A 23,928-nucleotide genomic window follows, 5' to 3' on the forward strand; every position below is an offset into this window, starting at 1 on the left:
GGCCCGTGGTCCCTGCCCGGCCGGTGCCGCTCGCCCCCGAGCGCATCCGAACGGCCGGACTCCGGCGGCAGCCTACCGAGCGCGGCCCGATCCGCGTCAGGGCAGTGCCGGGGCGCTGGCGCCGACCAGCCAGGCGTCGAGGAGCTGTCGCAGGGGCCGGCCGGCGACCCGTTCCGCCAGTGCGACCAGGTCCGCCGTGGTGGCGTTGCCGTCGCGCCGCTCGGCGGTCCAGGTCCGCAGGATACGGAAGAACACGTCGTCGCCGACCGCGCGGCGCAGCGCGTGCACGGCGAGCGCGCCGCGCTCGTAGACGGCCGCGCCGAACAGCCGGGACCGTCCGGGGTCGACCGACGGCCGGGACCAGTCGGTGCCCGCGTACTTCAGCTCGAAGGCGTGCTGCGCGGTACGGCCGCCGTCGTGCTCCTCCCACAGCCACTCCGCGTAGCTGGCGAAGCCCTCGTTGAGCCAGATGTCGCTCCACCGGCTCAGCGCCACGCTGTTGCCGAACCACTGGTGTGCCAGCTCGTGCGCGACCACGCCCGGGTTGGGCCGCCCGCTTCGGAAGAAGCCCGGCCCGTACACCGGTCGGGACTGGGTCTCCAGGGCGTAGCCGACGCGGTCGTCGGTGACCACGATGCCGCCGTAGGAGTCGAACGGGTACGGCCCGAACCGGCTCGCCAGGAAGTCCGCGATCTCGCCGGTGCGGGCCAGCGAGGCGGCCTGCGGCCCGGTCGCCGGCAGGCTCGCCGGCACGGCCGTGACCATCGGCCGGCCCGCGTGGGTGCCGGTCCGCACCCGGTAGTCGCCGATCACCAGGGTGCTCAGGTAGCTCGCCATCGGGCTGCGCTCGGCCCACCGCCAGGTGGTCCAGCCGCCGGCGCTGGTGCGCTGCCCCGGCACCCCGTTGCTCAACGCGGCCAGCCCGCCGGGGACGGTCACCTCGATGTCGTAGGTGGCCTTGTCGGCCGGGTGGTCGTTGACCGGGAACCAGGTGGCGGCGGACCAGGGCTGGCCGAGCGCGATCGCGCCGTCGGCGGTGTGCAGGAAGCCGCCGCTGCCGAGCTGCCCGTCGGCCCGCGCGACCGGCACGCCGGCGTAGTCGACCTCGACAGTGAAGCGGGTCCCCCGGGGAAGGCCGCCGCTCGGGGTGACGACCAGCTCGTCGCCGTCGCGTACGGACCCGGCCGGCCGGCCGTCGACGGCCACCCGCGACACCTCCAGCCCGGCGAGGTCCAGGTTGAACCGGGACAGCCCGCTCGTCGCGGTGGCCGTGAGCGCGGCCCGCCCCGAGAGCCGGTCGGTGGCCGGGTCGTAGCGCACCGCGAGCCGGTAGCCCGCGACGTCGTAGCCGCCGTTGCCGGCCCCCGGGACGTACGGGTCGCCGAGGTCCGCCGCCCCCGGCCGGAGGTCACCCCGCCCGTCGCCGCCGGTGCAGGCCGGCAGCACCAGCGCCGCGACGACGGCGACGGCGAGCGCGGAGCGGAACCGGCGGTGGGTACGACGCACCGGCCGAGCCTATCGGCGCGGCCGGTGCGGTTGGTGCGGGTTGCGCAGGTCAGCGGTCGAGGACCAGGCCGACCTTCTGGAACTCCTTGAGGTCGCGGTAGCCGCACTTGGCCATCGCGCGGCGCAGCCCGCCGAAGAGGTTGAGCTGGCCGTCCGGCTCGTCGGCCGGGCCGGAGAGCAACTGCTCCATCGAGCCGATCGGCTCGCCGGCCGTCTCGAACGCGCCGCGCGGCAGCGACGGGTGGCTGGCGGCGGAGTGCCACCAGGCGCCGCCGGCCGGCGCCTCCGCGCAGAGCGACAGCGGCTCGCCGAGCATCACCGCGTCCGCGCCGCAGCCGAGGGCCTTGGCGATGTCGCCGGAGGTCTGCACGTCGCCGTCGGCGATCAGGTGCACGTACCGGCCGCCGGTCTCGTCGAGGTAGTCGCGGCGGGCCGCCGCCGCGTCGGCGATCGCGGTCGCCATCGGCACCCGGATGCCCAGCACCGACTCGGTGGTGGACCACTCGTCGCCGCCGATGCCGACGATCACGCCGGCCGCGCCGGTGCGCATCAGGTGCAGCGCGGTCTTGTAGTCGGTGCAGCCGCCGACGATGACCGGGAGGTCGAGGTCGGCGATGAACTCCTTGAGGTTGAGCGGCTCGTCGGTGGTGGAGACGTGCTCGGCGGAGACGATGGTGCCCTGGATCACCAGGATGTCCACGCCGGCGTCGAGGATCACCGGGGCCAGCGCCAGGGTGTGCTGCGGGGACACCCGCACCGCCACCGTGCCGCCGCCGGCGCGCAGCTCACGGACGCGCTCGGCGATCAGGTCGGGGCGGATCGGCTCCGCGTACACCTCCTGGAGCCGCTTGGTGGCGCGGGCGTCCTCGTCGAGCCCGGCCAGCTCCTCCAGGATCTTGGTCGGGTTCTCGTAGCGGGTCCACAGACCCTCGACGTTGAGCACGCCGAGGCCGCCGAGCTGGCCGAGCCGGACGGCGGAGGCGGGGCTCATCGTCGCGTCCGAGGGGTGCCCGACGCAGGGGATGCCGAACTGGTACGCGTCGAGCTGCCAGGCGGTGGAGACGTCGTCGACGTCCCGGGTCCGGCGGCTCGGCACGATGGCGATGTCGTCCAGGTGGTAGCCGCGCTGCGCGGTCTTGCCCAGCCCGATCTCGACCACGTCACGCATGGGGGACTCCAGTTGTCGCAGGGGATGGTCAGCGGGAGTGGTAGTTGGGTGCCTCGGCCGTCATCTGGATGTCGTGCGGGTGGCTCTCCTTGAGCCCGGCCGCCGTGATCCTGATGAGCTGGCCGCGCTGGTGCAGATCGGAGATGTTCTCCGCGCCGGCGTACCCCATCGCCAGCCGCAGCCCGCCGACCAGCTGGTGGGCGACCTGGGCGAGCAGGCCGCGGTACGGCACCTGGCCCTCGACGCCCTCCGGGACCAGTTTCTCGTCGCTTGTCACGTCCTGCTGGAAGTAGCGGTCCTTCGAGTAGGACTTCGCCTGGCCCCGGGACTGCATGGCGCCCAGCGAGCCCATGCCCCGGTATGCCTTGTACTGCTTGCCGTTGATGAAGATCAGCTCGCCGGGGCTCTCCTCGCAGCCGGCCAGCAGGCTGCCGAGCATCACCGTGTCGGCGCCCGCGACCATCGCCTTGGCGATGTCGCCCGAGTACTGGATGCCGCCGTCGCCGATCACCGGGACGCCGGCCGGCCGCGCGGCACGCGCCGCCTCCATGATCGCGGTGATCTGCGGTACGCCCACCCCGGCGACGATCCGGGTGGTGCAGATCGCGCCCGGCCCGACGCCGACCTTGACGCCGTCGGCGCCGGCGTCGACGAGCGCCTTCGCCCCGGCGTAGGTGGCGACGTTGCCGCCGACGATGTCGATCGTGACGTCCTTCTTGAGCTGGCGGACCATGTCCAGCACCGCCCGCTGGTGGCCGTGCGCGGTGTCCACGATCAGCACGTCGACGCCCGCGTCGACGAGCGCCCGGGCCCGCTTGTAGGCGTCGTCGCCCACCCCGATGGCGGCGGCGACGCGCAGCCGGCCGGCGTCGTCCTTGGTGGCGTCCGGGTACTGCTCGCTCTTGGTGAAGTCCTTGACGGTGATCAGGCCGCGCAGCCGGCCGGAGTCGTCGACGATCGGCAGCTTCTCGACCTTGTGCCGGCGCAGCAGGTCGAGGGCGTCGTCCTTGCTCACCCCGACCCGGGCGGTGATCAGCGGGGTCCGGGTCATGATCGTGTGGACCGGGGTGGCCGGGTCGGAGACGAAGCGCATGTCGCGGTTGGTGACGATGCCGACGAGCTGGCCCTCGCCGTCCACGACCGGCACGCCGGAGATGCGGTAGCGCCCGCAGAGGGCGTCCACGTCGCGCAGGGTGTCCCCGGGGCTGGCGGTCACCGGGTTGGTGATCATGCCCGACTCGGAGCGCTTCACCAGGTCGACCTGGAGCGCCTGGTCCTCCAGCGAGAGGTTGCGGTGCAGCACGCCGATGCCGCCCTGGCGGGCCATGGCGATCGCCATCCGGGCCTCGGTCACCGTGTCCATCGCGCTGGAGAGCAGCGGGATGGACAGGTCGATGTTGCGGGTCAGCTTCGTCACCGTGTTGACCCGGCTGGGCACCACGTCCGACTCGCCCGGCTGCAGCAGCACGTCGTCGAAGGTCAACCCGAGCGGGACCACCCGGGCGGAGCCGGCGGGCAGCTCCGGCAGATGGCCGCCCAGCTCGCCGTTGTCGGCGTCGGCAGAAGGATCGGTGCTGGGCGAAAACTCCACGATTGCTCCCCTGAGCTGCTCGGACGGGCTTCAGCGAGGTGGCGCGGGCGGGCACCGGCACACGGCGGGCGACGGGCGCGTCGTCTCATCGTACCCACCGACCCGGACGGTCCCCGGCCGGTGGCGGCGCAGGTCACCGGTGGGCGGGGGCGGGCGCGGTATCCGCGTTGGGTCTACGGTGAGGGGGTGCACGACGATCCCATCGACCCCTTCAACGGCGACCCGGCCGACCCGGCCGCCGGCCTGCACGATCCGGGCGACGACGCCCCACTCGACCCGCTGACCGACGTCGAGCGTCAGGACGTGCTGGAGGACCTGGCTGACCTGGAGATCTACCAGGCGCTGCTGGCCCCCATCGGGGTGCGCGGGCTGGTCATCGAGTGCGAGGACTGCCGGGAGCCGCACTACTTCGACTGGGACCTGCTGCGGGGCAACCTGCGGCACCTGCTCAGCTCGGGGCGTCCCCGGGTGCACGAGCCGGCCTACGACCCCGACCCGGACCACTACGTCACCTGGGACTACGCCCGCGGCTACGCCGACGGGGTGCACGACACCCTCACCGAGGGCACCGACGAGGAGCCCGGCTCCGAAGGCTGAGGCGGCCTTGCGGATGCCGCCCGGGGCCGGCCCCACCCGGCGCCCGGACGCCCCCGCGGGGTCGGTCGCCGCTCAGGCCACCAGCCCGGCACGGAAGCCGGCCGCCACGGCGTGCGCGCGGTCCCGGGCGCCGAGCTTGCGGAACAGCCGCCGGGCGTGGGTCTTCACGGTGTCCTCCGAGACGAACAGCTCCCGGCCGATCTCGGCGTTGCTCTTGCCCTCCGCCATGCCCAGCAGCACCTGAAGCTCGCGTTCGGTCAGCCCGACCTGGGAACGGCCGCCGCGCGCGCCGGCACCGCCCCGCCGCCCCGCGGGCGCGGCCTCCGCCGGCTCGTCGGCGGGCTCGGCCGGGTCGTCGCCGCGCTGTGCCGGCACGACCGTCGGCCCGTTCGCACCGTCGGGGGACGACGGCCAGGCGGGGCCCGGCTCGGCCGGCGGCCGATCGGCCGGGGTGGCGCGGCCGGGACCGCCGACCGACGCCGTGTCCCGGGCCGGGTCGGTGATCCGCCGTCGCGTCGCCCGGCCGGGGGCCGAGAGCAGCAGCAGCGCCTTGGCCACCGCGCTGGTGAGGTCGTGGTCGACGCCCTGGATGAGGCCCCGGGCACCCGCGCTGATGGTGGCGGCGGCGGCCTCGGACTCCTCGCTGCCGAGCAGCAGCACGAAGGCCTGCGGCGCGCGGGCGAGCACCCGCCGGACGAAGCCCGCGCTGTCCGGCCGGGTGAGGGCCGTGTCCGCGAGCACCACGTCGGCCGGCCGCTCCGCCAGCCGCAGCATCACCTCGGGATCGGAGACGGCCGTCCGCACCACGGCGGACAGACCGAGCCGTGCCGCCGCGGACGCCAGTTGCTGCGCCGCGAGCGGTGTTCGAACGCAAACGAGAACCGTACGCACTGTGGGTCTCCTCTCCGCCAAGAGCAGACCATGACCGGGTCGCGTCGGGAGGGGGTTCGGGCAATCCTCCGAAAACTTCCGACAAGTAGGGCATATGACGCAATTTGCTGGAAGTTTTCGATCACAGGTGTGTGAGTCGGCGACCGCCCGGGTACGGAGGCCCCAGGCCGGAAACGGCGCGCCTGCGCGGACCGTCGCCCGGACGCCGATTCACCAGGATCTGCGCGGTGCCGCGCGGGAGGAGGGGTGCTGATGTCGAACGTACGCAGATTGCCCGGACCCATCGTCGACCTCTGGGACTGGCAGCGGCTCGGTGCCTGCCGGGGCCGGGACAGCGCGCAGTTCTTCCACCCGGACGGGGAGCGTGGCTCGTCCCGCCTGCGCCGGGAGTCCGGCGCCAAGGCCGTCTGCCGGGCCTGCCCCGTACGCGCCGAGTGCGCCGCGCACGCCCTCGCCGTCCGCGAGCCGTACGGCGTGTGGGGCGGGCTCAGCGAGTCGGAGCGGCTGCGACTGCTCGCCGTCGGCTGGGAGGACCTGGCCGACCGCCGCCAGAGCCGGGTCGACGTGGCCCGGCTGGAGGCCCGCCTGGGCCAACCGCACCGATCGACGGTCCCCGCCCAGCGCAAGATCGCCTGAGCCGCCGACCCCCAGAAGACCACCCGACGCCGCGCCCCCGCCCCGGGGACGCGGCGTCGTGGCGTCTCCCGCGAAGGCCGGCGGCGGTCTAGCGCACCGTGACGGTGACGGTGTGCCAGCCGGTGGCCCCGTCCGGGACGACCCCCTGCCGCCGACCGGTCTGCGTCTCGCCCGTGGCGTCGGTCGCCCGGACGGCGAGGGTGTGCTTCCCCGGGGTCGCGTCCCACCGCCACGACCACTGCACCCAGGTGTCCACCGAGACCACCCGCGTCAGTGCCGCCTCGCGCCACGGCCCGTCGTCGACGCGCACCTCCACGCGGCGGATGCCGCGGTGCGGCGCCCAGGCCACCCCGGCCACCGTGATCAGGCCGGCGGTGAGCCGGTTGCGTGGGCGGGGCGTGTCGATGCGGGACTGCGTCTTCACCGGCCCCTGCGCCGACCACCCGCGCGGCACCCAGTACGCGTCGAAATCCGCGAAGCTGGTCAGTTCCAGCTCCGTCACCCACTTGCAGGCCGACACGTACCCGTACAGGCCGGGCACCACCATCCGCACCGGAAAGCCGTGCTCCACCGGCAGCGGCGCGCCGTTCATCCCCACCGCCAGCAGCGCGTCGCGCCCGTCGCGCAGCACGGCGGTCGGCGTGCCGCAGGTCCACCCGTCGACCGAGCGGCCGACGACCTGGTCGGCGCCCTCCAGCGGCCCGGCCTCGTCGAGCAGCTCCCGGATCGGCACGCCCAGCCAGCGGGCGTTGCCGACGAGGTCGCCGCCCACCTCGTTGGAGACGCAGGCGAGGGTCACGTACCGCTCGACCATCGGGCGGGCGAGCAGGTCGGCGAAGCTCAGCTCGATCTCGTCGCGTACCCGGCCGTGGATGCGCAGCCGCCAGGTCCCCGGGTCCACCTGCGGCACCACCAGCGCGGTGTCGATCCGGTAGAAGCCGGAGTTGGGCGTCACGTACGGGGCGAGCTGGGCCAGCGACAGGTCGGCCCCGGCCGGCACCGCCGGGGCGGGCACCGCCGGCGCGGGCAGCGCCACGGCCTCCCGGGCCGCCGACACCCCCCGCCGGCCGGACAGCCACCGGCCCCCGAGCCCGGCCACCCCGGCCGCGCCGAGCAGCGCCCCGGCCCCGGCCAGGAACCGTCGCCGGGAGGCCGGATCGTTGGGCTCCAGCGGCCCGGCGGGCGGCTCGGCGCCCGACGGCGGGGAGGGCGGGGACCAGGGCCACGGGTCGAGTTCCCACGGGCCGGCGACGAAGGCCCACAGCACCGCCGCCCCGAGCCCGGCACCGATCAGCGCGGGCAGCGCGTCGGCGGGCCCCGCGCCGGCCCGGGTCACGGCGGCGGCCACACCGAGGGCGGCGAAGGCCACGATCCCGGCCAACCCGACCGCCAACCGGCGCAGGGACAGCACGCCGAGCAGCGCCGCGAAGGCGGCCAGCAGCAGGCCCGTCCCGACCAGCAGCGCGATCTTGTCGTACGTACCGAAGAGGGCGATGCCGAGCTGCTTGAGGGGCTCGGGCACGGTGTCGACGACGAGCCCGCCGACGGCGACCAGCGGCGCCGAACGGGGGCCGGTGAGCACCGCGACCAGCTCGGCGGAGCCGATCGCCACCGCTGCTGCGGTGACCCCGGCCAGGGCGGCGTACCGGCGCGTCGTACGGCTCATCGGGCCAGTGTTTCCGAAGCAGCGGCAGAGCGATAGCCCCGCCCCCGGCACACGCAACGGCATCGGGGCGCACCGTCACGTGGACGGTGCGCCCCGACGAGGCGTACGACTAGGGTCAGAAGCCCGGGCCGTGCTGGTGGCCGTGACCGTGGCCGTGGCCGTGGCCACCGGCGGCGGCCGGCTCGGCCTTCTCCGGCTTCTCCACCACGAGGCTCTCCGTGGTGAGCAGCAGGCCGGCGATCGACGCGGCGTTGGTGACCGCGTTGCGGGTCACCTTCACCGGGTCGATGATGCCGGACTTCGCCAGGTCCACGTACTCGCCGGTGGCCGCGTCGAGGCCGTGGCCCCACTCCTTCTCGGCCACCTTCTGCACCACGACGTAGCCGTCGTGGCCGGCGTTCTGGGCGATCCAGCGCAGCGGCTCGACCAGCGCCTTGCGCACCACCGAGACGCCGACCTTCTCGTCGCCGGTGAAGCCCAGGTCGTCGTCGAGCGCCGGCAGGATCTGCACCAGGGCGGCGCCGCCACCCGGGACGGTGCCCTCCTCGACCGCGGCCTTGGTCGCGGCGATCGCGTCCTCGATGCGGTGCTTGCGCTCCTTCATCTCGACCTCGGTCGCGGCGCCGACCTTGATGACCGCGATGCCGCCGGACAGCTTGGCCAGCCGCTCGGCGAGCTTCTCGCGGTCCCAGTCGGAGTCCGAGGCCTCGATCTCCTTGCGGATCTGCGCCACCCGGTCAGCGACCTCGGCCGACTGGCCGCCACCGTCGACGACAGTGGTGTTCTCCTTGTCGACCACGACGCGCCGGGCGGTGCCGAGCACCTCCAGGCCCACCTGGTCGAGCTTGTAGCCCAGCTCGGGCGCGACCAGCTCGGCGCCGGTGAGGATCGCCATGTCCTGCAGCATCGCCTTGCGGCGGTCGCCGAAGCCGGGGGCCTTGACCGCGCAGACCTTGAGGGTCTTGCGGATCGAGTTGACCACCAGCGTCGACAGCGCCTGGCCGTCGACTTCCTCGGCGATGATCAGCAGCGGCTTGCTGTTCTGCAGGACCTTCTCCAGCAGCGGCAGCAGTTCCTCGATCGCCGAGATCTTCTGCGTCGTGATCAGGATGTACGGGTCCTCGAGGACCGACTCCTGCGACTCCATGTCGGTCACGAAGTTCGGCGAGATGAAGCCCTTGTCGAACTGGAGACCCTCGGTCACGTCCAGCTCGGTGTGCAGGGCGGAGCCCTCCTCGACGGTGATGACACCGTCGCGGCCGACCCGTTCCATCGCCTCGGCGATCAGCTCGCCGATCGTGGCGTCCTGCGCGGAGATGGTCGCGACGTGCGCGATCGACTCCTTGTCGGCGACCTCGACCGCGCGGCCGAGCAGCGCCTCGGAGACCTTGGCGGCCGCCGCGTCGATGCCCCGCTTGAGCCCGGCCGGGTTCGCGCCGGCCGTGACGTTGCGCAGGCCGTGGCGGACCATCGCCTGGGCCAGCACGGTGGCGGTGGTGGTCCCGTCGCCGGCGACGTCGTTGGTCTTCGTCGCCACCTCCTTGACCAGCTGCGCGCCGAGGTTCTCGTAGGGGTTGGTGAGCTCGATCTCCTTGGCGATGGTCACGCCATCGTTGGTGATCGTGGGCGCACCGAATTTCTTGTCCAGGACGACGTTGCGCCCGCGCGGGCCGAGGGTGACCTTGACCGTGTCCGCGAGGGCGTTGACACCGTGCTCCAGCAGGTGCCGGGCGTCGTCCGAGAAGCTCAGGATCTTCGCCATGTATGTCCCTTCGAAGCGACGTCGCCCCGGCCCGGCGAGCCGGACCGGGGCGACGACACTGATCGGTTGTCTACTTCTCGATGACCGCGAGGACGTCGCGGGCGGAGAGCACCAGGTACTCCTCGCCGGCGTACTTGATCTCGGTGCCGCCGTACTTCGAGTAGATGACGGTGTCGCCGACGGAGACGTCAACCGGAACCCGGTTGCCCTTGTCGTCGATCCGGCCCGGGCCGACAGCGAGGACGGTGCCCTCCTGCGGCTTCTCCTTGGCGGTGTCGGGGATCACGATGCCCGACGCCGTGGTGGTCTCAGCCTCGTTCGCCTGGACCACGATGCGGTCCTCGAGCGGCTTGATCGCAACCTTGGTCGCGGTAGTCACGGGCATACCCTCCCGGGGTATTGGGTTTCGTTACCGGCCAGCAAGCCGGCCAGTGTCAATCTGCCAACTGCCACCGGGCGGGGCCGTCGTCGCGGGTGCCGGTCCGCCTGGCGTTCAGCGCCCGGGCCACGAGGCCCGGAAGCTGGCACCCTCAGGGTGAGAGTGCTAATCGCAGGTTATTCCTCGGCTAGCACTCCGTCAAGGAGAGTGCCAGCCCGCCGCCCGGCGAGTCGGACCCGCCGACCACAATGACCCGGTGGACCTCGACCAACTCGCCGCCCTCCGCACACCCGAGGGATCGGCCGCGCTCGACGCGGCCGCGCGGCTGGCCGGCGGCGACCCGCTGACCGCGACGACCGCCCTGCGCCGGTCCGGCCTGCCGGCCACACTGGCGGCGACCGCCCTCACCCAGGCCGAGCTGCGGCGCCGGGCGGTGGGCAAGTTCGGGCCGGCGGCGGCCGGGATGTTCCTCACCCGGGCCGGGCTGGAACAGGCCACCCGGGGCGTCGTCGCGGCGCGCCGGGCCGGGCGGCTGCGGGCCGCCGGGGTGCGCACCCTCGCCGACCTCGGCTGCGGCCTCGGCGCGGACGCGCTCGCCGCCGCCCGGGCCGGCATCCGCGTGTACGGCGTGGAGGCCGACCCGGTGACCGCCGCGATGGCCGCCGCGAACGCCGAGGCGGCCGGGCTGGCCGAACTGTTCACGGTGGAGTGCGGCGACGCCACGGCGTTCGACGTCGGCCGGGTCGACGGGGTGTTCTGCGACCCGGCGCGACGCCGGGCCGGCACCGGGCGGCGCATCTTCGACCCGAACGCCTACTCACCGCCCTGGGACTTCGTGGTCGGGCTGACCGGGCGGGTGCCGCACACCGTCGTGAAGGTGGCGCCCGGCATCGACCACGCGCTGCTCCCGGCGGGCGCCGAGGCCGAGTGGGTCAGCGTCGACGGCGACCTGGTCGAGGCGGCCCTGTGGTGCGGCCAGCTCGCCGAGGTCCCCCGCCGGGCCACCGTGCTGCGGGGCGACCCGGTCGCCGCCCGCGACGCCGTGGGTGACCCCTCCCACCAGCGCGACCGGCTCGGGCACGCCTGGCAGCTCACCGGGTCCGGGCAGGCCGAGGCCACCCTCGGCCCGACACGCCGCTTCCTGTACGACCCGGACCCGGCGGTGGTCCGCGCGCACCTCGTCGCGGAACTCGCCGACACCCTGGGCGCGACGCTGGCCGATCCCAGCATCGCCTACCTCTACGCGGACACCACGACACCGACGCCGTTCGCCCGCTGCCTGGAGGTCACCGACGTGCTGCCGTTCTCGCTCAAGCGGCTGCGGGCGCTGCTGCGCGAGCGCCGGGTCGGCCGAGTGGAGATCCTCAAGCGCGGGTCCGCGCTGGAGCCGGAGCAGCTCCGCCGGGACCTGAGGCTGGCCGGCGGCGAGGCGGCCAGCCTGGTGCTGACCCGGGTCGCCGGGGCGCCGACGACGCTGATCTGCCGGCCGGTCGGGTAGCTCGCGGGCCGCCCCGCCCTCCGGCGGCGGGCCGCGCCGTCCCGGGCCGCTCGCGCGATACCCGGTCGCGGCGCGGTACCGGGTTATCTTGGCGGTCATGGCGGGACAGGGCACTCCGGCGACCGCGCTGCTGACGAAGCGGAAGATCGCCCACAGCACCCATCCGTACGACGTCTCCCCGGACGCGCCGAACTACGGCGCGCTGGTCGCGGCGGCGCTCGGGGTGCCACCGGAACGGGTGTTCAAGTCGCTGGTCGCCGAGGTCGACGGCGCGTTGACAGTGGCGGTCGTGCCGGTCACCGGCGAACTGGACCTCAAGGCGCTCGCCGGGGCGGTCGGCGGCAAGCGGGCCGCCATGGCCGACCGGGCGACGGCCGAACGGGCCACCGGCTACGTGCGCGGCGGAATCAGCCCGCTCGGCCAGCGGCGGCGGCTGCCCACGGTGCTCGACTCGTCGGCCCTCGACCATCCCACCGTCTACGTCTCGGCGGGGCGGCGCGGCCTCCAGCTCCAGCTCGCCCCGCAGGATCTGGTCGCCCTCACCGGTGCGGCCACGGCACCGCTGGCCGCCCACTGAGCCGCGCCCTGCCCGGGCGTGACGGCCCGCCGCACTACCCGCCGGCCGCCGGCCCCAACAGCCGGATCTCCTCGACGTCGAGGACGGCCTGCAACTCGCGTAGCACGATGTCGTCGATCTCGTTCGTGTCCCGCAACCGGGTGATCTCGCGGCGCTGGTGTTCGAGCACGGCGAGCCGCAGCCGCCGGTCGAGTTCCCGGTCCCGCTGCGCCGAGGATCCCTCGTCGGCGCGGCGGACGTCGTCGAGGTGCTGCTCGTGGTCCGCCCGGAGTCGCTGCACGGCGTCGGGTGGCGCACCGAGCCGGTCGGCGATCCCGGGCAGCGCCGCCAGCGCGGCCTCGGCGGCCCGGGTCCGGGCCAGCCGCAGCTCGCCGAGGCGCCGGGTGTCGCCGACCAGCCCCGCCCAGCCGACGACGGCGGGCAGCGTGGTGCCCTGGATCAGCATCGTCAGCATGATCACCACGGCGGTGGCGAAGATGATCAGGTCCCGCTCGTGCACGGGGGCGCCACCGGCCGTGGTCACCGGCACCGCGAGGGCCGCGGCGAGGGAGACCGCGCCCCGGAACCCGGCCCAGCCGGCCGCCGTCCGCACCCGCCAGTCGACCCGCTCGTCCCGCTGCGCCGCCCGGCGGTCGACGACCAGGAAGGCGAACGCCGCCAGGTGGATCCACAGCATCCGGGTCAGCACGACCACGCCGGTCACCACCACCGCGATGACCAGCGCCCGCGTCACCGACAGGCTGGTCACACCACGCAGGGCGCGCGGGATCTGCATCCCGAGGAGCACGAAGAGCCCGCCGTTGATCAGGAACGTGGCGAGGTCCCAGAAGTCGTACGCCAGCACCCGGGAACGGGCCCGGACCACCCGGGGGGCCGCGTACGACAGCATGAGGCCCGCGACCACCACCGCCAGGACGCCGCTGGCGTGCACGAACTCGGCGAGGAGGAAGGCGACGAACGGCGTGAGCACGCTCAGCGCCCCCTCGGGCAGCGGGTCGTCGAGGCGTCGCCGGACCAGGATCACCGCCCCGCCGACCAGCAGGCCGGCGGCCACCCCGCCGGCCGACGCCCCGACGAACCGCCCGGTCAGTCCGAGCACCCCCGGCTCGGTGCCGCCCACGATCAGCCCGACCCCGACGGAGAAGAGCACCAGCGCCGTGCCGTCGTTGATCAGGCTCTCCGCGTGCAGGGTGGTCAGGATCCGACGCGGCATCCGCTTGGCCAGGCCGGCGACCGCCGCGGCGTCGGTCGGCGCGAGCACCGCGCCGAGCACCCAGGCGGCGGCCGGGTCCACGCCGAGACGCTGGGCGACAAGCGACACCGCGACCATCGTCGCCACCACCAGCCCCACCGCGAGCAACGCGATCGCGAGGAGATTGCTGCGGATCTCGCGCAGGCTGGTGTTGATGCTCTCCTTGTAGAGGATCGCCGGCAGGAACAGCAGCAGCACCACGTCGGGTTCCAGCACCACGTCCGACAGCGGCGGCAGGAGCGCCAGCAGCGCGCCCATCGTGATGAGCAGCACCGGGGGCGCCACGCTGTACCGCCCGCCGAGGACGGTGCCGACGAGCACCGTGAGCACCAGCACCACGATCAGTTCGAGACCGCCCACGCAGCACCCCCGTCACCGGCGCCGCCGCGGTGACAGGTGCGCGCGCCGGCCGCTCCACCATCGTGGTACGGCGGCCGGACCCGGCACCGCCGAACCCCGCAATCGGCTGCCACCCGGCGCGGTCGGCAGCCGGGGCCCGCACGGGTCAGGTGCCGGTGCCGTGCCAGGATCGCCAGAGGGCCGCGTAGGAGCCGTCGGCGGCGACCAGCTCGTCGTGCGACCCGATCTCGGTGATCCGGCCGTCCTCCACCACCGCCACCCGGTCGGCGTCGTGGGCCGAGAAGAGGCGGTGCGCGATGGCCACCACCGTACGGCCCTCCAGGACGGCCGCGAGGGAGCGTTCCAGGTGCCGGGCGGCCCGGGGATCGATCAGCGAGGTGGCCTCGTCCAGCACCAGGGTGTGCGGGTCGGCCAGCACCAGCCGGGCCAGCGCCAACTGCTGAGCCTGCGCGGGCGACAGCGGCTGCCCGCCCGAGCCGACCACCGTGCCCAGCCCGTCCGGCAGCCCGTGCGCCCAGTCCAACGCGTCGACGGCCGCCAGCGCCGACTCCACGGCCGACTCGTCGGCGCCCGGCCGCACCATCGCCACGTTCTCCCGCAGCGTGCCGATGAAGACGTGGTGCTCCTGGGTGACCAGGGCGACGTGGGTACGCAGCTCCGCCAGGGGCAGCTCGTCGAGGCGCCGGCCGCCCACGGTGACCGAGCCGGAGCGGGGCGCGTGCACCCCGGCCAGCAGCCGGCCGAGTGTCGACTTGCCGGCGCCCGAGGGGCCCACCATGGCCAGCTTCTCCCCCGGCTCCGGCACCAGGGTCACCCCGTGCAGGACGTCCCGACCCTCCCGGTAGGCGTACCGGACGTCCCGGGCGGCGAGCCGCCGCTCCCCCGCCGGCGCGGAACCGCTGCGGGCTCCGGGGGTCGTCGCGGGCTTCGCCGGGACGTCCGCGTCGGCCACCCCGAGCAGCCGCGCCATCGAGGCGCCGCCGACCTGCAACTCGTCCAGCCAGCCCAGCAGCCGGTCGACCGGGTCGATCAGCTGCTGCACGTAGAGGGTGGCGGCGGTGACCTCGCCGAGGCTCACCCAGCCCCTCAGGTAGAACCAGCCGCCGACGATCAGCGTCGCCACCACCGGCAGCACGTAACCGATCTCGGCGATCGGGAAGAACACCGTGCGCAGCCGCAGGGTGTAGCGCTCGGCCGCGTACGACCGCCGGATGTCGGCGTCGGTGCGGGCCAGGCGGCGCGGCTGCTGCCGCAGCGCCTCCGTGGTCCGCGAACCCTCGACGGTCTCGCTGATGCCGTCGGTGATGTCGGAGTAGGCGGCGTTCTCCCGCAGGTAGCCGTCCGGGGCGCGGCGCAGGTACCAGCGGGTGCCGGCCCACAGCAGCGGCACCGCGAGCAGGCAGGGCAGCGCGAGCAGCGGGTCGACCAGGAGCAGCGCGCCGACGATGAAGCAGCCGGTGACGACGGCGATCAGCGTCTCCGGCACCGCGAACCGGACCGTCCGCGACAACGCGGAGACGTCCCGGGACGTCCGGGTGAGCAGGTCGCCCGTGCCGGCCCGTTCCACTGTGGATAGCGGCAGCGCCAGGACCCGGTCGACGAACTCCTCGCGCAGCTCGGCCAGCACCCCCTCGCCGAGCCGCGCCGACGCCAGCTGGGCGAAGCGGACCAGGACCGACTGCACCAGCACGAACCCGGCGATCAGCAGGGCGATCCGGTCGACCGTGACGCCGGAGGTGCCCCGGGCGATCCCCTCGACCAGGTCGCCGAGCAGCCACGGCGCGACCAGGCCGGCGGCGGCGGCCAGCGCGTGCAGGCCGAGCGCGACCCCCAGCGCCCTCGGGTGCCGGCGGACCAGCGTGCGGGCGTAACGGCGCACCTGGCGCGCGTCGGCGACCGGCAGCGCCGTGGACATCAGACCTCCCCCCGGCTGACCGTCTCCCGGTAGCGCGGCTCGCCGTCGAGCAGCGCGGCGTGCGCCCCCTCGGCCACCGCCTTGCCGTCCTCCACGAAGATCACCCGGTCGGCCTGGTGCAGCACGAGCGGGCTGGTGGTGCAGACCAGGGTGGTCCGGCCCGCCCGGGCCGCCCCGATCCGGCCCGCGATCCGGGCCTCCGTGTGCGCGTCCACCGCGCTGGTCGGCTCGACCAGCAGCAGGATCTCCGGGTCGGCGACCAACGCCCGGGCCAGCCGCAGCCGCTGCTGCTGGCCGCCGGAGAACTCCCGGCCGCGCTCGGCGACCACGCTGTCCAGCCCCGCCGGCAGGGCCTCGACGATGTCCGTCGCGCTCGCCGCCGCCAACGCCGCCGCGATCGCCGCGTCGCCGGCCCGGTCGTGCGGGTCCAGCTCGACGCGCAGCGGGCCGGTGAACAGATGCGCGTCGTTGTCGGCCATCAGGATCCGCTCCCGCACCGTCGCCAGCGCCACCTCCCGCAGCGGTACGCCGTGCAGCGTGGCCTCCGAGTCGACGTACCGGCCGAGGCGGTCCACGATCGCCACCGCGTCCTCGGGCGCGGTGGCGGCCAGCGCGGTGAACCCGCCCGGCCGCAGGGTCACGCCGGAGGCCACGTCGACAAGCTCGCCGGGGCCGTCCGGCAGGACGGCCGGGCGGGCCGGGTCGACCAGCTCCGGGGTGAGCCGCAGCAGCCGCACCACCCGCCGGGCGGCCACGTGCCCCCGGGTCAGCTTGTCCACCGCCTCGGTGAGCTGCCGCAACGGGCTGACCAGGAACGCGGTGTAGCCGTAGAACGCCACGAGCTGGCCGGCGGTGATCTCGCCGCGCAGCGCGAACCGGGCGCCGAGCCAGGTGACCAGCACCAGGAACGCGCCCGGGAGCAGCACCTGGGCCGCCTCCAGCAGCGAGGAGATCCGGGCCACCCGCAGGCCGTCGGCGCGCAGCGCCTGCGACCGCGTCCGGTAGCGGGCGGAGAGCACGGGCTCACCGCCGACGCCGCGCAGCACCCGCAGCCCCGAGACGATGTCCCCCGCCCGGGTGGTCAGCGCCCCCTCCGAGTCCCGGTACGCCTGCTGCTGGCGGTGCAGCGGCCGGATGAGCAGCCCGACGACCGCCATCAGCAGCGGCACACCGAGCACCACGACCAGCCCGAGCGGCACGGAGGCGTCGAGCAGGATCACCCCGACGGTCACGATCGCCACGATCGCGCCGGTGCCCCGGGCGGTGATGTCGATGGCCGAGCCGATCTGGCTGATGTCGGCCGTACCGATGCTCACGACCTCGCCGGCGGCGACCCGGCGCGGCAGCGCGGCGCCGAGCCGGTTCGCGGCGTCCACGGTCAACCGCACCGTCCCGTACGCCCCGGCGAGGAAGTTGTGCACCGCGCAGCGGTGCCGCAGGATCCCCGCCACCGCCTGGAGCACGCCCAGCCCGAGCACCACCAGCCCCCAGGTGAGCAGGGCGTCCTCGTCGCGGCGGGTGAGCCCGTCGACGGCCCGGCCGACGGCCGCCGGCACCAGCGCCTGGGCGACCATCCAGACGACGCCCAGCAGGATGCCGACGGTGAGCAGCATGCGCTGCCGCCCGGCCAGCCACACGAGGTAGCGGGTCGCCGAGCGGATGTCGGGCACGCCGGGGTCCCCGGCCGGTGGAAAGCGCATGGCCCGTCGACGCTAGGTGCCGGGCAGACCGTTCCGCCAACCAATTACCGCGTCGGCGTGCCGCGGCTCACGTCCCCGCCCGGCCGGGCGGGATCGCCGCCCGGCCCCGCTTCAGCGGTCGACCTGGGTGAAGTCCCAGGAGTGCGGCGGGCGGGCCAGCAGCATCGCCGGCGGCTCCGGCAGCGGGCGCGGGTTGCTACGCCACTTGGAGATCACCACCACCCGGTGGTCGGTGGAGGAGAACACCTCGCTGGAGAGGTGCATGGGGTCGTGCTCGAACTCCGGTAGCCCCGTGTCGCAGACCCAGGTGATCAGGTCCGCGGCGCCGTACGGCTCCGCCCGCGCCTCCCACATCCGCACGATCACGTCGGCCATCCTCGGGGTTCAGACGCTGACCGTGGTCAGCGGCATGGCGGAGTCGGCGGGCAGGTCCAGCCGGCTCGGCGCGACACCCGAGGCGACCAGGTGCGAACCGAGGGCGGCGACCATCGCGCCATTGTCCGTGCAGAGCCCGGGCCGGGGGACCCGGACCCGGATGCCGTACGCGCCGGCCCGCTCCTCGGCCATCACCCGCAGCCGGGAGTTGGCCGCCACGCCCCCGCCGATCACCAGCGTCCCGACGCCGGTGCTCCGACAGGCGTCCACGGCCTTGCGTACCAGCACGTCGCAGACCGCCTCCTGGAAGGACGCGGCCACGTCGGCGACCGGCACCGCCTCGCCGGCCCGCTGCCGCGCCTCCACCCAGCGGGCCACCGCCGTCTTCAGGCCCGAGAAGGAGAAGTCGTAGCGGTGGGCGACGAGGTCCTTGGCGGCGGTCAGGCCGCGCGGGAAACCGATGGCGGCCGGGTCGCCGGCCCGGGCCTCCCGGTCGATGTACGGGCCGCCGGGGAACGGCAACCCGAGCAGCCGGGCCACCTTGTCGAACGCCTCGCCGGCCGCGTCGTCGATGGTGGCGCCCAGCGGGGTGACGCCCCGGGCCAGGTCGTCGACGAGCAGCAGGGAGGAGTGCCCGCCCGAGACCAGCAGGGCGATCGCCGGTTCGGGCAGCGGGCCGTGCTCCAGGGTGTCCACGGCGACGTGCGCGGCCAGGTGGTTGACGCCGTAGACCGGCTTCTCGGCGGCGAGCGCGTAGCCCTTCGCGGCGGCCACCCCGACCAGCAGCGCGCCGGCCAGCCCCGGGCCGCAGGTGACGGCGATCGCGTCGACGTCGGCGAGCGTCACCCCCGCCTCCCGCAACGCCCGGTCCATGGTCGGCACGATGGCCTCCAGGTGCGCCCGGCTGGCCACCTCGGGCACCACGCCGCCGAAGCGGGCGTGCTGCTCGACGCTGGAGGCGAGCGCGTCGGCCAGCAGGGTGTGCCCGCGCACGATGCCGACCCCGGTCTCGTCACAGGAGGTCTCGATGCCGAGGACCAGCGGTTCGTCAGTCATCGCTCACATCCTGCGTGCGCCGCATGACCAGCGCGTCGGTGTTGCTCGGTTGGTAGTAGCCGCGCCGCACGCCGACCGGCTCGAAGCCGTACGCCGCGTAGAGCTTCTGGGCGGGGGCGTTGTCCGCCGCGACCTCCAGCAGGGTGCTGCGGGCCCCCCGCCGGGCCGCCTCGGCCAGCAGCGCCGCCAGCAGGAGCCGGCCGACGCCGCGCCGCTGGGCGTCCCGGCGCACCGCGATGTTCTGCACCCACGCCTCGTCGGGCGGCGCAACGGCGAGCCCGGCGTAGCCGAGCACCGTGCCGGCGTCGTCGGCGGCGACCAGGTAGGAGTGTCCGCTGGCCAGCTCGTTCCAGAACATGGCCGCCGACCACTGCTCGGCACCGAACAGGTCCGCCTCGATCGGCAGCGCCTCGTCGACGTGCCACCACCGGAACCGCTCCAGACGAACGCCCGCACTCACGGCAGCACCGGCTTGTGGGCGGTCGCCGCCACGGCGTCCGGGCGGCGCAGGTAGAGCGGGGTGAGCGTCTCCGAGGGGGCGCCGGCCCGGATGCGCTCGGCGGCCAGGGTCGCCAGCACGCCCGGGTCCGGGTAGCGGGGCTCGTCGCGCACGGGCAGGCCGAGGGCGTCCGCGTACCGGTGCGCGCCGTCGCCGACCGCGGCCGTGACGGCCAGGTCGCGGGCGCGCTCGGCGGCGACCGCCGGCGTCGACACCTCCGGCCCGACGATCCGCTGGCCAGCGCCGTCGTAGACCGCCCAGTAGATCTCCCGGCGGCGCGCGTCGCTCGCCGCCAGCACCGGTTCGCCGGCAACCGCCGGGTGACCGATGGCGTCCAGCGAGCAGACGCCGTACGTGGGGACGTCGAGCACCTGCCCCATCGTGGCGGCGGTGACCAGCCCCACCCGCAGCCCCGTGAACGGGCCGGGGCCGAGCCCGGCGACGATCGCGCCCAGGTCACCCGGGCGGGCGCCGGCCTCCGCCAGCACGGCGTCGACCTGCGGGGCGAGCAGTTCACCGTGGGCGCGGGCGTCGACCGTGCGGCGGTACGCGCGGGTCGCGACGCCGTCCGCCGTGACCCGCACCAACGCCGCGGTCACCGCGGGGGTCGAGCTGTCCACCACCAGTACGAGCACGGTGAGCCAGCCTAGTCGCCCCGGTCGTCACCCCCGGTCACGCCCCGGGCGGCGGCACGGGCCGGCGGGGTCAGCTCGGGGTGCGGAACTTGCGCAGGAACCGTCGGGAGCGGCGAACGTCAGCCGCCCGTAGCCGTGCCGGATGACCCCGGCGAGGAACAGCTCCAGGAACAGCGGCGTCCCGGCCGGGCAGCGACCACGGCCGGCCGGCGACGCGGGCGACGTCGTGGCCGTGGATGAGCAGTTCGTTGACCAGGTGGGCGCAGAGGCCGGCCGGTCACCGCGCGATAACCGCGAAAGTGCGCGACTTTCAGCCGGCGGAACGCTCCCAGTCGACGGTGGGCAGGCCGGCGTCGGCAAGCGCCTTGTTGGCCGCGCTGAACGGGCGGCTGCCCAGGAAGCCGCGCGGGTTCATCGGGCTGGGGTGCCCGGCCTCCAGCACCACGTGCTGCGGGTTGGTGACCAGGGCGGCCTTCTTGCGCGCGTAGCCGCCCCAGAGCAGGAAGACCACCCGGGAGTCCAGTGCGTCGAGCGCCCGGATGGTGGCGTCGGTGAACTCCTCCCAGCCGCGGTTGGCGTGCGAACCGGGCGTGGCCTCACGGACGGTGAGGACGGAGTTGAGCAGCAGCACGCCCTGCGCCGCCCAGCCGCTCAGGTCGCCGCCGCGCGGCTTCGGCACACCGAGATCCTCGCCCAGCTCCTTGAAGACGTTACGCAGCGACGGCGGGACGCTCACGCCGTCGCGCACGCTGAAGCTGAGCCCGTGCGCCTGCCCCGCCTTGTGGTAGGGATCCTGCCCGAGGATCAGCACCCGGCAGTCGGCCGGCGCGCAGAGCCGGTAGGCCGAGAAGAGGTCCTCGGCCGGCGGGAAGACGGTGCGGGTCGCGTATTCCCCCGCGACGAACTCGGCCAGCGCGGCGGTGCGGTCCGGGTCGAGGTGCGGGGTGAGCACGGCACGCCAGCTCTCCGGCAACAGCGCCAGCAGGTCCAGGGTGGGGGCGTCGTCGGGCATCGGCAACCTTTCGTAGTCGATCGCCACCTTCCTACCAGTCGCCACCGACAGCGCACGGCACCGGGAGCGGCGGAAACGGGCCGCATGGGCGGGGACCGTGCCGATCAGCTCAGGGCCGCCAGCCGCCGCGCCCAGTCGCCGCCGACCGGCTCCAGCTCGACCACCCGGGTGTCGTCGTCGCGTCTGTCGATGCGTACCCGCAGGTGGGCGTCGACCAGCTGCTCCACCAGGCCCTCGCCCCACTCGACCACGGTCACCGACTCGTCCACCGAGGCGTCCAGGTCAAGGTCGTCGATCTCGGCACGCGGGTCGGCGGCGTCCCCCAGCCGGTACGCGTCGGCGTGCACCAGCCCCACCGCGCCACCCCGGTCCGGGTCGGGCCGGTGCACCCGCGCGATCACGAAGGTGGGCGAGGTGATGTCCCCGCGCACCCCGAGCCCGGCCCCGATGCCCTGGGTCAGCGCGGTCTTGCCGGCGCCCAACGGCCCGGTCAGCAGCAGCAGGTCCCCCGCGCGCAGCGCCCCGGCCAGCCGCCGCCCGAACTCGTGCGTGTCGTCGGCCGTCGGCAGCGTCACGACGTGGCGCACAGCGCCTCCAGGAACCGCAGCAGCGCCTCGTTGACCTCGTCGGCGTGCTCCAGCATCACCACGTGCCCGCTGTCGTGGATCTTCACGAACTCGGCGTGCGGCAGCCGCCGGACGATCTCCTCGGAGTGCGTCACGGGGGTGAGCATGTCCTTGTCACCGACGACCACCAGCACGGGGGTGGCCGCCAGCGCGGCGAGCGCCGGGAACCGGGAGTGCGTCGCCAGGGTCCGCAGGTAGCGGGTCACCGTGTCGGCCGACGTGCGCGAGTTCATCGTCTCCACGTACGACACCAGGGCCGCGCTGGGGTGCCGGGTGCCGAAGCCGTACCTGCGGGTGAGCAGCCAGGCCACGTTCGTGGTGGACCTGCGCGCCCGGTCGATGACGGGGCCCCCGTAGCGGGTCACGTTGCCGACCATGTGCAGCATCGGCGCACCGACCCGGCCGAGCAGGGCCGGCGCCACCAGCTTGGTCTCGGCAAGCAGGCCGCCCGAGGTGGCCATCAGCACGGTGCCCACGACCCGGTCGCCGAACAGCTCCGGGAAGAGTTCCGCGAAGGCCATGATGGTCATTCCGCCCATCGAGTGGCCGACCAGCACCAACGGCCCCTCGGGGGCGACCCGGTCGATCACCTCGCGCAGCGTCCGACCGAGCGCGGTGAGGTCGTACTCGCCGGTCTCCAGCCGCCCCGAGCGGCCGTGCCCGGGCTGGTCGTACGCGACGATGCGGTGCTCGCCGCGCTCGGCGAGCACCTTGCGCTGGAAGTGGAAGGTGCCCATGTCGAGGCAGAAGCCGTGCACCAGCACCACCGTCGGGTTGCCGGGCCGGGGCCGGGTCGGCTCCACCACCTCGACGTGGATGTCGGTGCCGTCGGGCATCTCCAGCCGCAACGACTCGTCGTGGCGCTGCTCGCCGAAGGGCTCCCCGGCGTACCGGTCGGCGGGGTCGGACTTGAGTTTGCGGACCAGGGCCCGCTCGGTGGCGACGCCGGCCGCGAGCCCGGCGGCGGCGACCCCGACGGCCGTCAGCGCGCCGACGGCCGCCCGGGCGTGCGCGGTACGCGGCAACGGGATGCGGGGGCGGGCCCTCACGGGCGCTCGCCGTCGTAGACGCGGGGCACCCGGGTGCTGCCGAACCGGGTGACGATCTCGTAGTTGATCGTGCCGACCGCCTCGGCCCAGTCGTCGGCCGTGGGCCCGCCGTCGGCGCCGCTGCCGAAGAGGGTGACCACGTCGCCGGCGGCCACCGGGTCGTCGCCGCAGTCGAGCACGAACTGGTCCATGCAGACGCGGCCGGAGATCGTCCGACGCCTGCCGCCGAGCTGCACGGGACCGCTGTTCGAGGCGTGCCGGGGCACCCCGTCGGCGTAGCCGAGCGGCACCACCGCCAGGTTCGCCGCCCGCTCGGTGGTGTAGGTGTGCCCGTACGAGACGCCGGCGCCGGCGGGGACGCGCTTGGTGAGCATCACCCGGGCCCGGGCGGTCATCGCCGGGCGCAGCCCGAAGCGCTCGCCGGGCACCGGGGAGAGGCCGTAGACGGCCACCCCGGGGCGGACCAGGTCGAAGTGGGTGTCCGGGCGGGTCAGGGTGGCGGCCGAATTCGCCAGGTGCCGGTAGCGCGGGCGCAGGCCGGCCCGCTCGACCATGCCCAGCCCCTCGTGGAAGACGGCGAGCTGGCGGTCGACTGTCGGGTGGCCGGGCGAGTCCGCGTGGACGAAGTGGCTCCACACCCCCACCACCTCGACCAGGCCGTCGGCCTGCGCCTTGGCGGCGGCGTCGAGCAGGGCCGGCCAGTCGGCGACGGTCGCGCCGCCCCGGGCCAACCCAGTATCGATCTTGAGATGCAGCCGGGCCGGCCGGCCGGCGGCGCGGCCCGCCTCGACCATCTCGTCGAGCTGCGACAGGCTGCCGGCACCGAGGTCGACCCCGGCGGCGACACCCTCGTGCAGCGGCAGCCCGGGGGCGAGCAGCCAGGCCAGCACCGGCGCGGTGATCCCGGCGCGGCGCAGCGTCAGCGCCTCGTCCAGCGTGCAGACCCCCAGCCAGTCCGCCCCGGCGTCGAGGGCGGCACGGGCGGACGGCACCATGCCGTGCCCGTAACCGTCGCCCTTCACCACCGCCATCAGCTCGGCGCCAGTGCCGGACCTCAGCCTGCTCACGTTCTCGCGAATCGCGTCCAGATCCACGCGCACCTCGGCCTGCCACATGCCCCCAGCCTACTTTCCACCCGGATCTGCCCGGCCGAGGCCGGCGCAGACGGCACGGCGGTC

General features: G+C 74.6%; 22 protein-coding genes. 4 read left to right on the plus strand and 18 right to left on the minus strand.

From position 1 onward, the window contains the following. Positions 1-96: 96 nt before the first annotated feature. From ACQ452_RS24535 to guaB, 3 genes are read right to left on the minus strand one after another with little or no spacing between them, the layout of a single operon-like run. Positions 97-1,506: a M1 family metallopeptidase gene (locus ACQ452_RS24535; RefSeq protein ID WP_433387685.1), complete on the minus strand. Its 1,410-nt coding sequence runs from the start codon at positions 1,504-1,506 to the stop codon at positions 97-99. Positions 1,507-1,555: 49 nt separating this feature from the next. Continuing rightward, positions 1,556-2,674, minus strand: coding sequence for a GuaB3 family IMP dehydrogenase-related protein (locus ACQ452_RS24540; protein WP_433387686.1), 1,119 nt, complete (start codon positions 2,672-2,674; stop codon positions 1,556-1,558). A 28-nt stretch (positions 2,675-2,702) separates the two neighbouring features. Next, a complete protein-coding gene (gene guaB, locus ACQ452_RS24545) occupies positions 2,703-4,265 on the minus strand; it encodes an IMP dehydrogenase (RefSeq protein WP_433387687.1) in 1,563 nt (520 codons plus the stop codon). Between the two features lie 186 nt (positions 4,266-4,451). Here guaB and ACQ452_RS24550 point away from each other — a divergent pair, with 186 nt between their 5' ends. Next, a complete protein-coding gene (locus ACQ452_RS24550) occupies positions 4,452-4,862 on the plus strand; it encodes a DUF5319 domain-containing protein (RefSeq protein ID WP_433387689.1) in 411 nt (136 codons plus the stop codon). Positions 4,863-4,934: 72 nt separating this feature from the next. On the opposite strand, the gene ACQ452_RS24555 is transcribed toward ACQ452_RS24550, so the two are convergent. Continuing rightward, positions 4,935-5,753, minus strand: coding sequence for a response regulator transcription factor (locus tag ACQ452_RS24555; protein ID WP_433387691.1), 819 nt, complete (start codon positions 5,751-5,753; stop codon positions 4,935-4,937). A 252-nt stretch (positions 5,754-6,005) separates the two neighbouring features. On the opposite strand from ACQ452_RS24555, the gene ACQ452_RS24560 reads away from it, so the two are divergent. Further along, complete coding sequence (locus ACQ452_RS24560) at positions 6,006-6,389, plus strand: WhiB family transcriptional regulator (RefSeq protein ID WP_433387692.1); 384 nt, start codon at positions 6,006-6,008, stop codon at positions 6,387-6,389. Positions 6,390-6,477: 88 nt separating this feature from the next. Here ACQ452_RS24560 and ACQ452_RS24565 read toward each other — a convergent pair whose 3' ends face one another. The 3 genes from ACQ452_RS24565 to groES all read right to left on the minus strand — a co-directional run bounded on the left by ACQ452_RS24565 (position 6,478) and on the right by groES (position 10,202). Then, complete coding sequence (locus ACQ452_RS24565; protein ID WP_433387694.1) at positions 6,478-8,055, minus strand: molybdopterin-dependent oxidoreductase; 1,578 nt, start codon at positions 8,053-8,055, stop codon at positions 6,478-6,480. A gap of 115 nt (positions 8,056-8,170) precedes the next feature. Then, a complete protein-coding gene (groL, locus tag ACQ452_RS24570; RefSeq protein ID WP_433387696.1) occupies positions 8,171-9,817 on the minus strand; it encodes a chaperonin GroEL in 1,647 nt (548 codons plus the stop codon). 70 nt (positions 9,818-9,887) lie between these two features. Further along, the gene (gene groES, locus ACQ452_RS24575) at positions 9,888-10,202 is read right to left on the minus strand and encodes a co-chaperone GroES (protein WP_433387698.1); all 315 of its coding nucleotides are present in this window, start codon (positions 10,200-10,202) and stop codon (positions 9,888-9,890) included. A 250-nt stretch (positions 10,203-10,452) separates the two neighbouring features. Between groES and ACQ452_RS24580 the strand changes: the two genes are divergently transcribed. Then, on the plus strand, positions 10,453-11,694 hold the full coding sequence (locus tag ACQ452_RS24580; protein WP_433387699.1) for a THUMP-like domain-containing protein: 1,242 nt from the start codon (positions 10,453-10,455) through the stop codon (positions 11,692-11,694). Positions 11,695-11,791: 97 nt separating this feature from the next. Further along, complete coding sequence (ybaK, locus tag ACQ452_RS24585; RefSeq protein WP_433387701.1) at positions 11,792-12,271, plus strand: Cys-tRNA(Pro) deacylase; 480 nt, start codon at positions 11,792-11,794, stop codon at positions 12,269-12,271. Between the two features lie 34 nt (positions 12,272-12,305). Here the strand turns inward: ybaK and ACQ452_RS24590 are convergent, their stop codons facing one another. The 11 genes from ACQ452_RS24590 to alr form a co-directional block, all read right to left on the minus strand. After that, positions 12,306-13,883 (minus strand): Na+/H+ antiporter, encoded by a 1,578-nt coding sequence (locus ACQ452_RS24590; protein ID WP_433387703.1) that lies wholly within the window; start codon positions 13,881-13,883, stop codon positions 12,306-12,308. A 145-nt stretch (positions 13,884-14,028) separates the two neighbouring features. Next, on the minus strand, positions 14,029-15,798 hold the full coding sequence (locus ACQ452_RS24595) for an ABC transporter ATP-binding protein (RefSeq protein WP_433387704.1): 1,770 nt from the start codon (positions 15,796-15,798) through the stop codon (positions 14,029-14,031). Then, the gene (locus ACQ452_RS24600; RefSeq protein ID WP_433387706.1) at positions 15,798-17,498 is read right to left on the minus strand and encodes an ABC transporter transmembrane domain-containing protein; all 1,701 of its coding nucleotides are present in this window, start codon (positions 17,496-17,498) and stop codon (positions 15,798-15,800) included. Before ACQ452_RS24600 ends, ACQ452_RS24595 begins: the two co-directional genes overlap by 1 nt. Before the next feature lie 111 nt (positions 17,499-17,609). Further along, positions 17,610-17,864 (minus strand): hypothetical protein, encoded by a 255-nt coding sequence (locus ACQ452_RS24605; RefSeq protein ID WP_433387707.1) that lies wholly within the window; start codon positions 17,862-17,864, stop codon positions 17,610-17,612. 18 nt (positions 17,865-17,882) lie between these two features. Next, on the minus strand, positions 17,883-18,929 hold the full coding sequence (tsaD, locus tag ACQ452_RS24610; protein WP_433387709.1) for a tRNA (adenosine(37)-N6)-threonylcarbamoyltransferase complex transferase subunit TsaD: 1,047 nt from the start codon (positions 18,927-18,929) through the stop codon (positions 17,883-17,885). Continuing rightward, positions 18,922-19,389, minus strand: coding sequence for a ribosomal protein S18-alanine N-acetyltransferase (rimI, locus tag ACQ452_RS24615; protein WP_433387711.1), 468 nt, complete (start codon positions 19,387-19,389; stop codon positions 18,922-18,924). Before rimI ends, tsaD begins: the two co-directional genes overlap by 8 nt. Continuing rightward, positions 19,386-20,063, minus strand: a complete 678-nt coding sequence (tsaB, locus tag ACQ452_RS24620) for a tRNA (adenosine(37)-N6)-threonylcarbamoyltransferase complex dimerization subunit type 1 TsaB (protein WP_433387713.1) — start codon at positions 20,061-20,063, stop codon at positions 19,386-19,388. The genes rimI and tsaB overlap by 4 nt, the downstream gene beginning before the upstream one ends. Positions 20,064-20,373: 310 nt before the next feature. After that, on the minus strand, positions 20,374-21,075 hold the full coding sequence (gene ung / locus ACQ452_RS24625) for a uracil-DNA glycosylase (protein ID WP_433394396.1): 702 nt from the start codon (positions 21,073-21,075) through the stop codon (positions 20,374-20,376). A 104-nt stretch (positions 21,076-21,179) separates the two neighbouring features. Next, positions 21,180-21,662 carry a tRNA (adenosine(37)-N6)-threonylcarbamoyltransferase complex ATPase subunit type 1 TsaE gene (gene tsaE / locus ACQ452_RS24630; RefSeq protein ID WP_433387715.1) on the minus strand — a complete coding sequence of 161 codons (483 nt, stop codon included), beginning with the start codon at positions 21,660-21,662 and terminating at the stop codon, positions 21,180-21,182. Beyond that, complete coding sequence (locus ACQ452_RS24635; protein WP_433387717.1) at positions 21,647-22,750, minus strand: alpha/beta fold hydrolase; 1,104 nt, start codon at positions 22,748-22,750, stop codon at positions 21,647-21,649. Before ACQ452_RS24635 ends, tsaE begins: the two co-directional genes overlap by 16 nt. Next, a complete protein-coding gene (gene alr / locus ACQ452_RS24640) occupies positions 22,747-23,865 on the minus strand; it encodes an alanine racemase (RefSeq protein ID WP_433387719.1) in 1,119 nt (372 codons plus the stop codon). The genes ACQ452_RS24635 and alr overlap by 4 nt, the downstream gene beginning before the upstream one ends. Between the last annotated feature and the right edge of the window lie 63 nt (positions 23,866-23,928).

The organism is Micromonospora sp. KLBMP9576, assembly GCF_050941805.1.
Lineage (GTDB): Bacteria > Actinomycetota > Actinomycetes > Mycobacteriales > Micromonosporaceae > Micromonospora.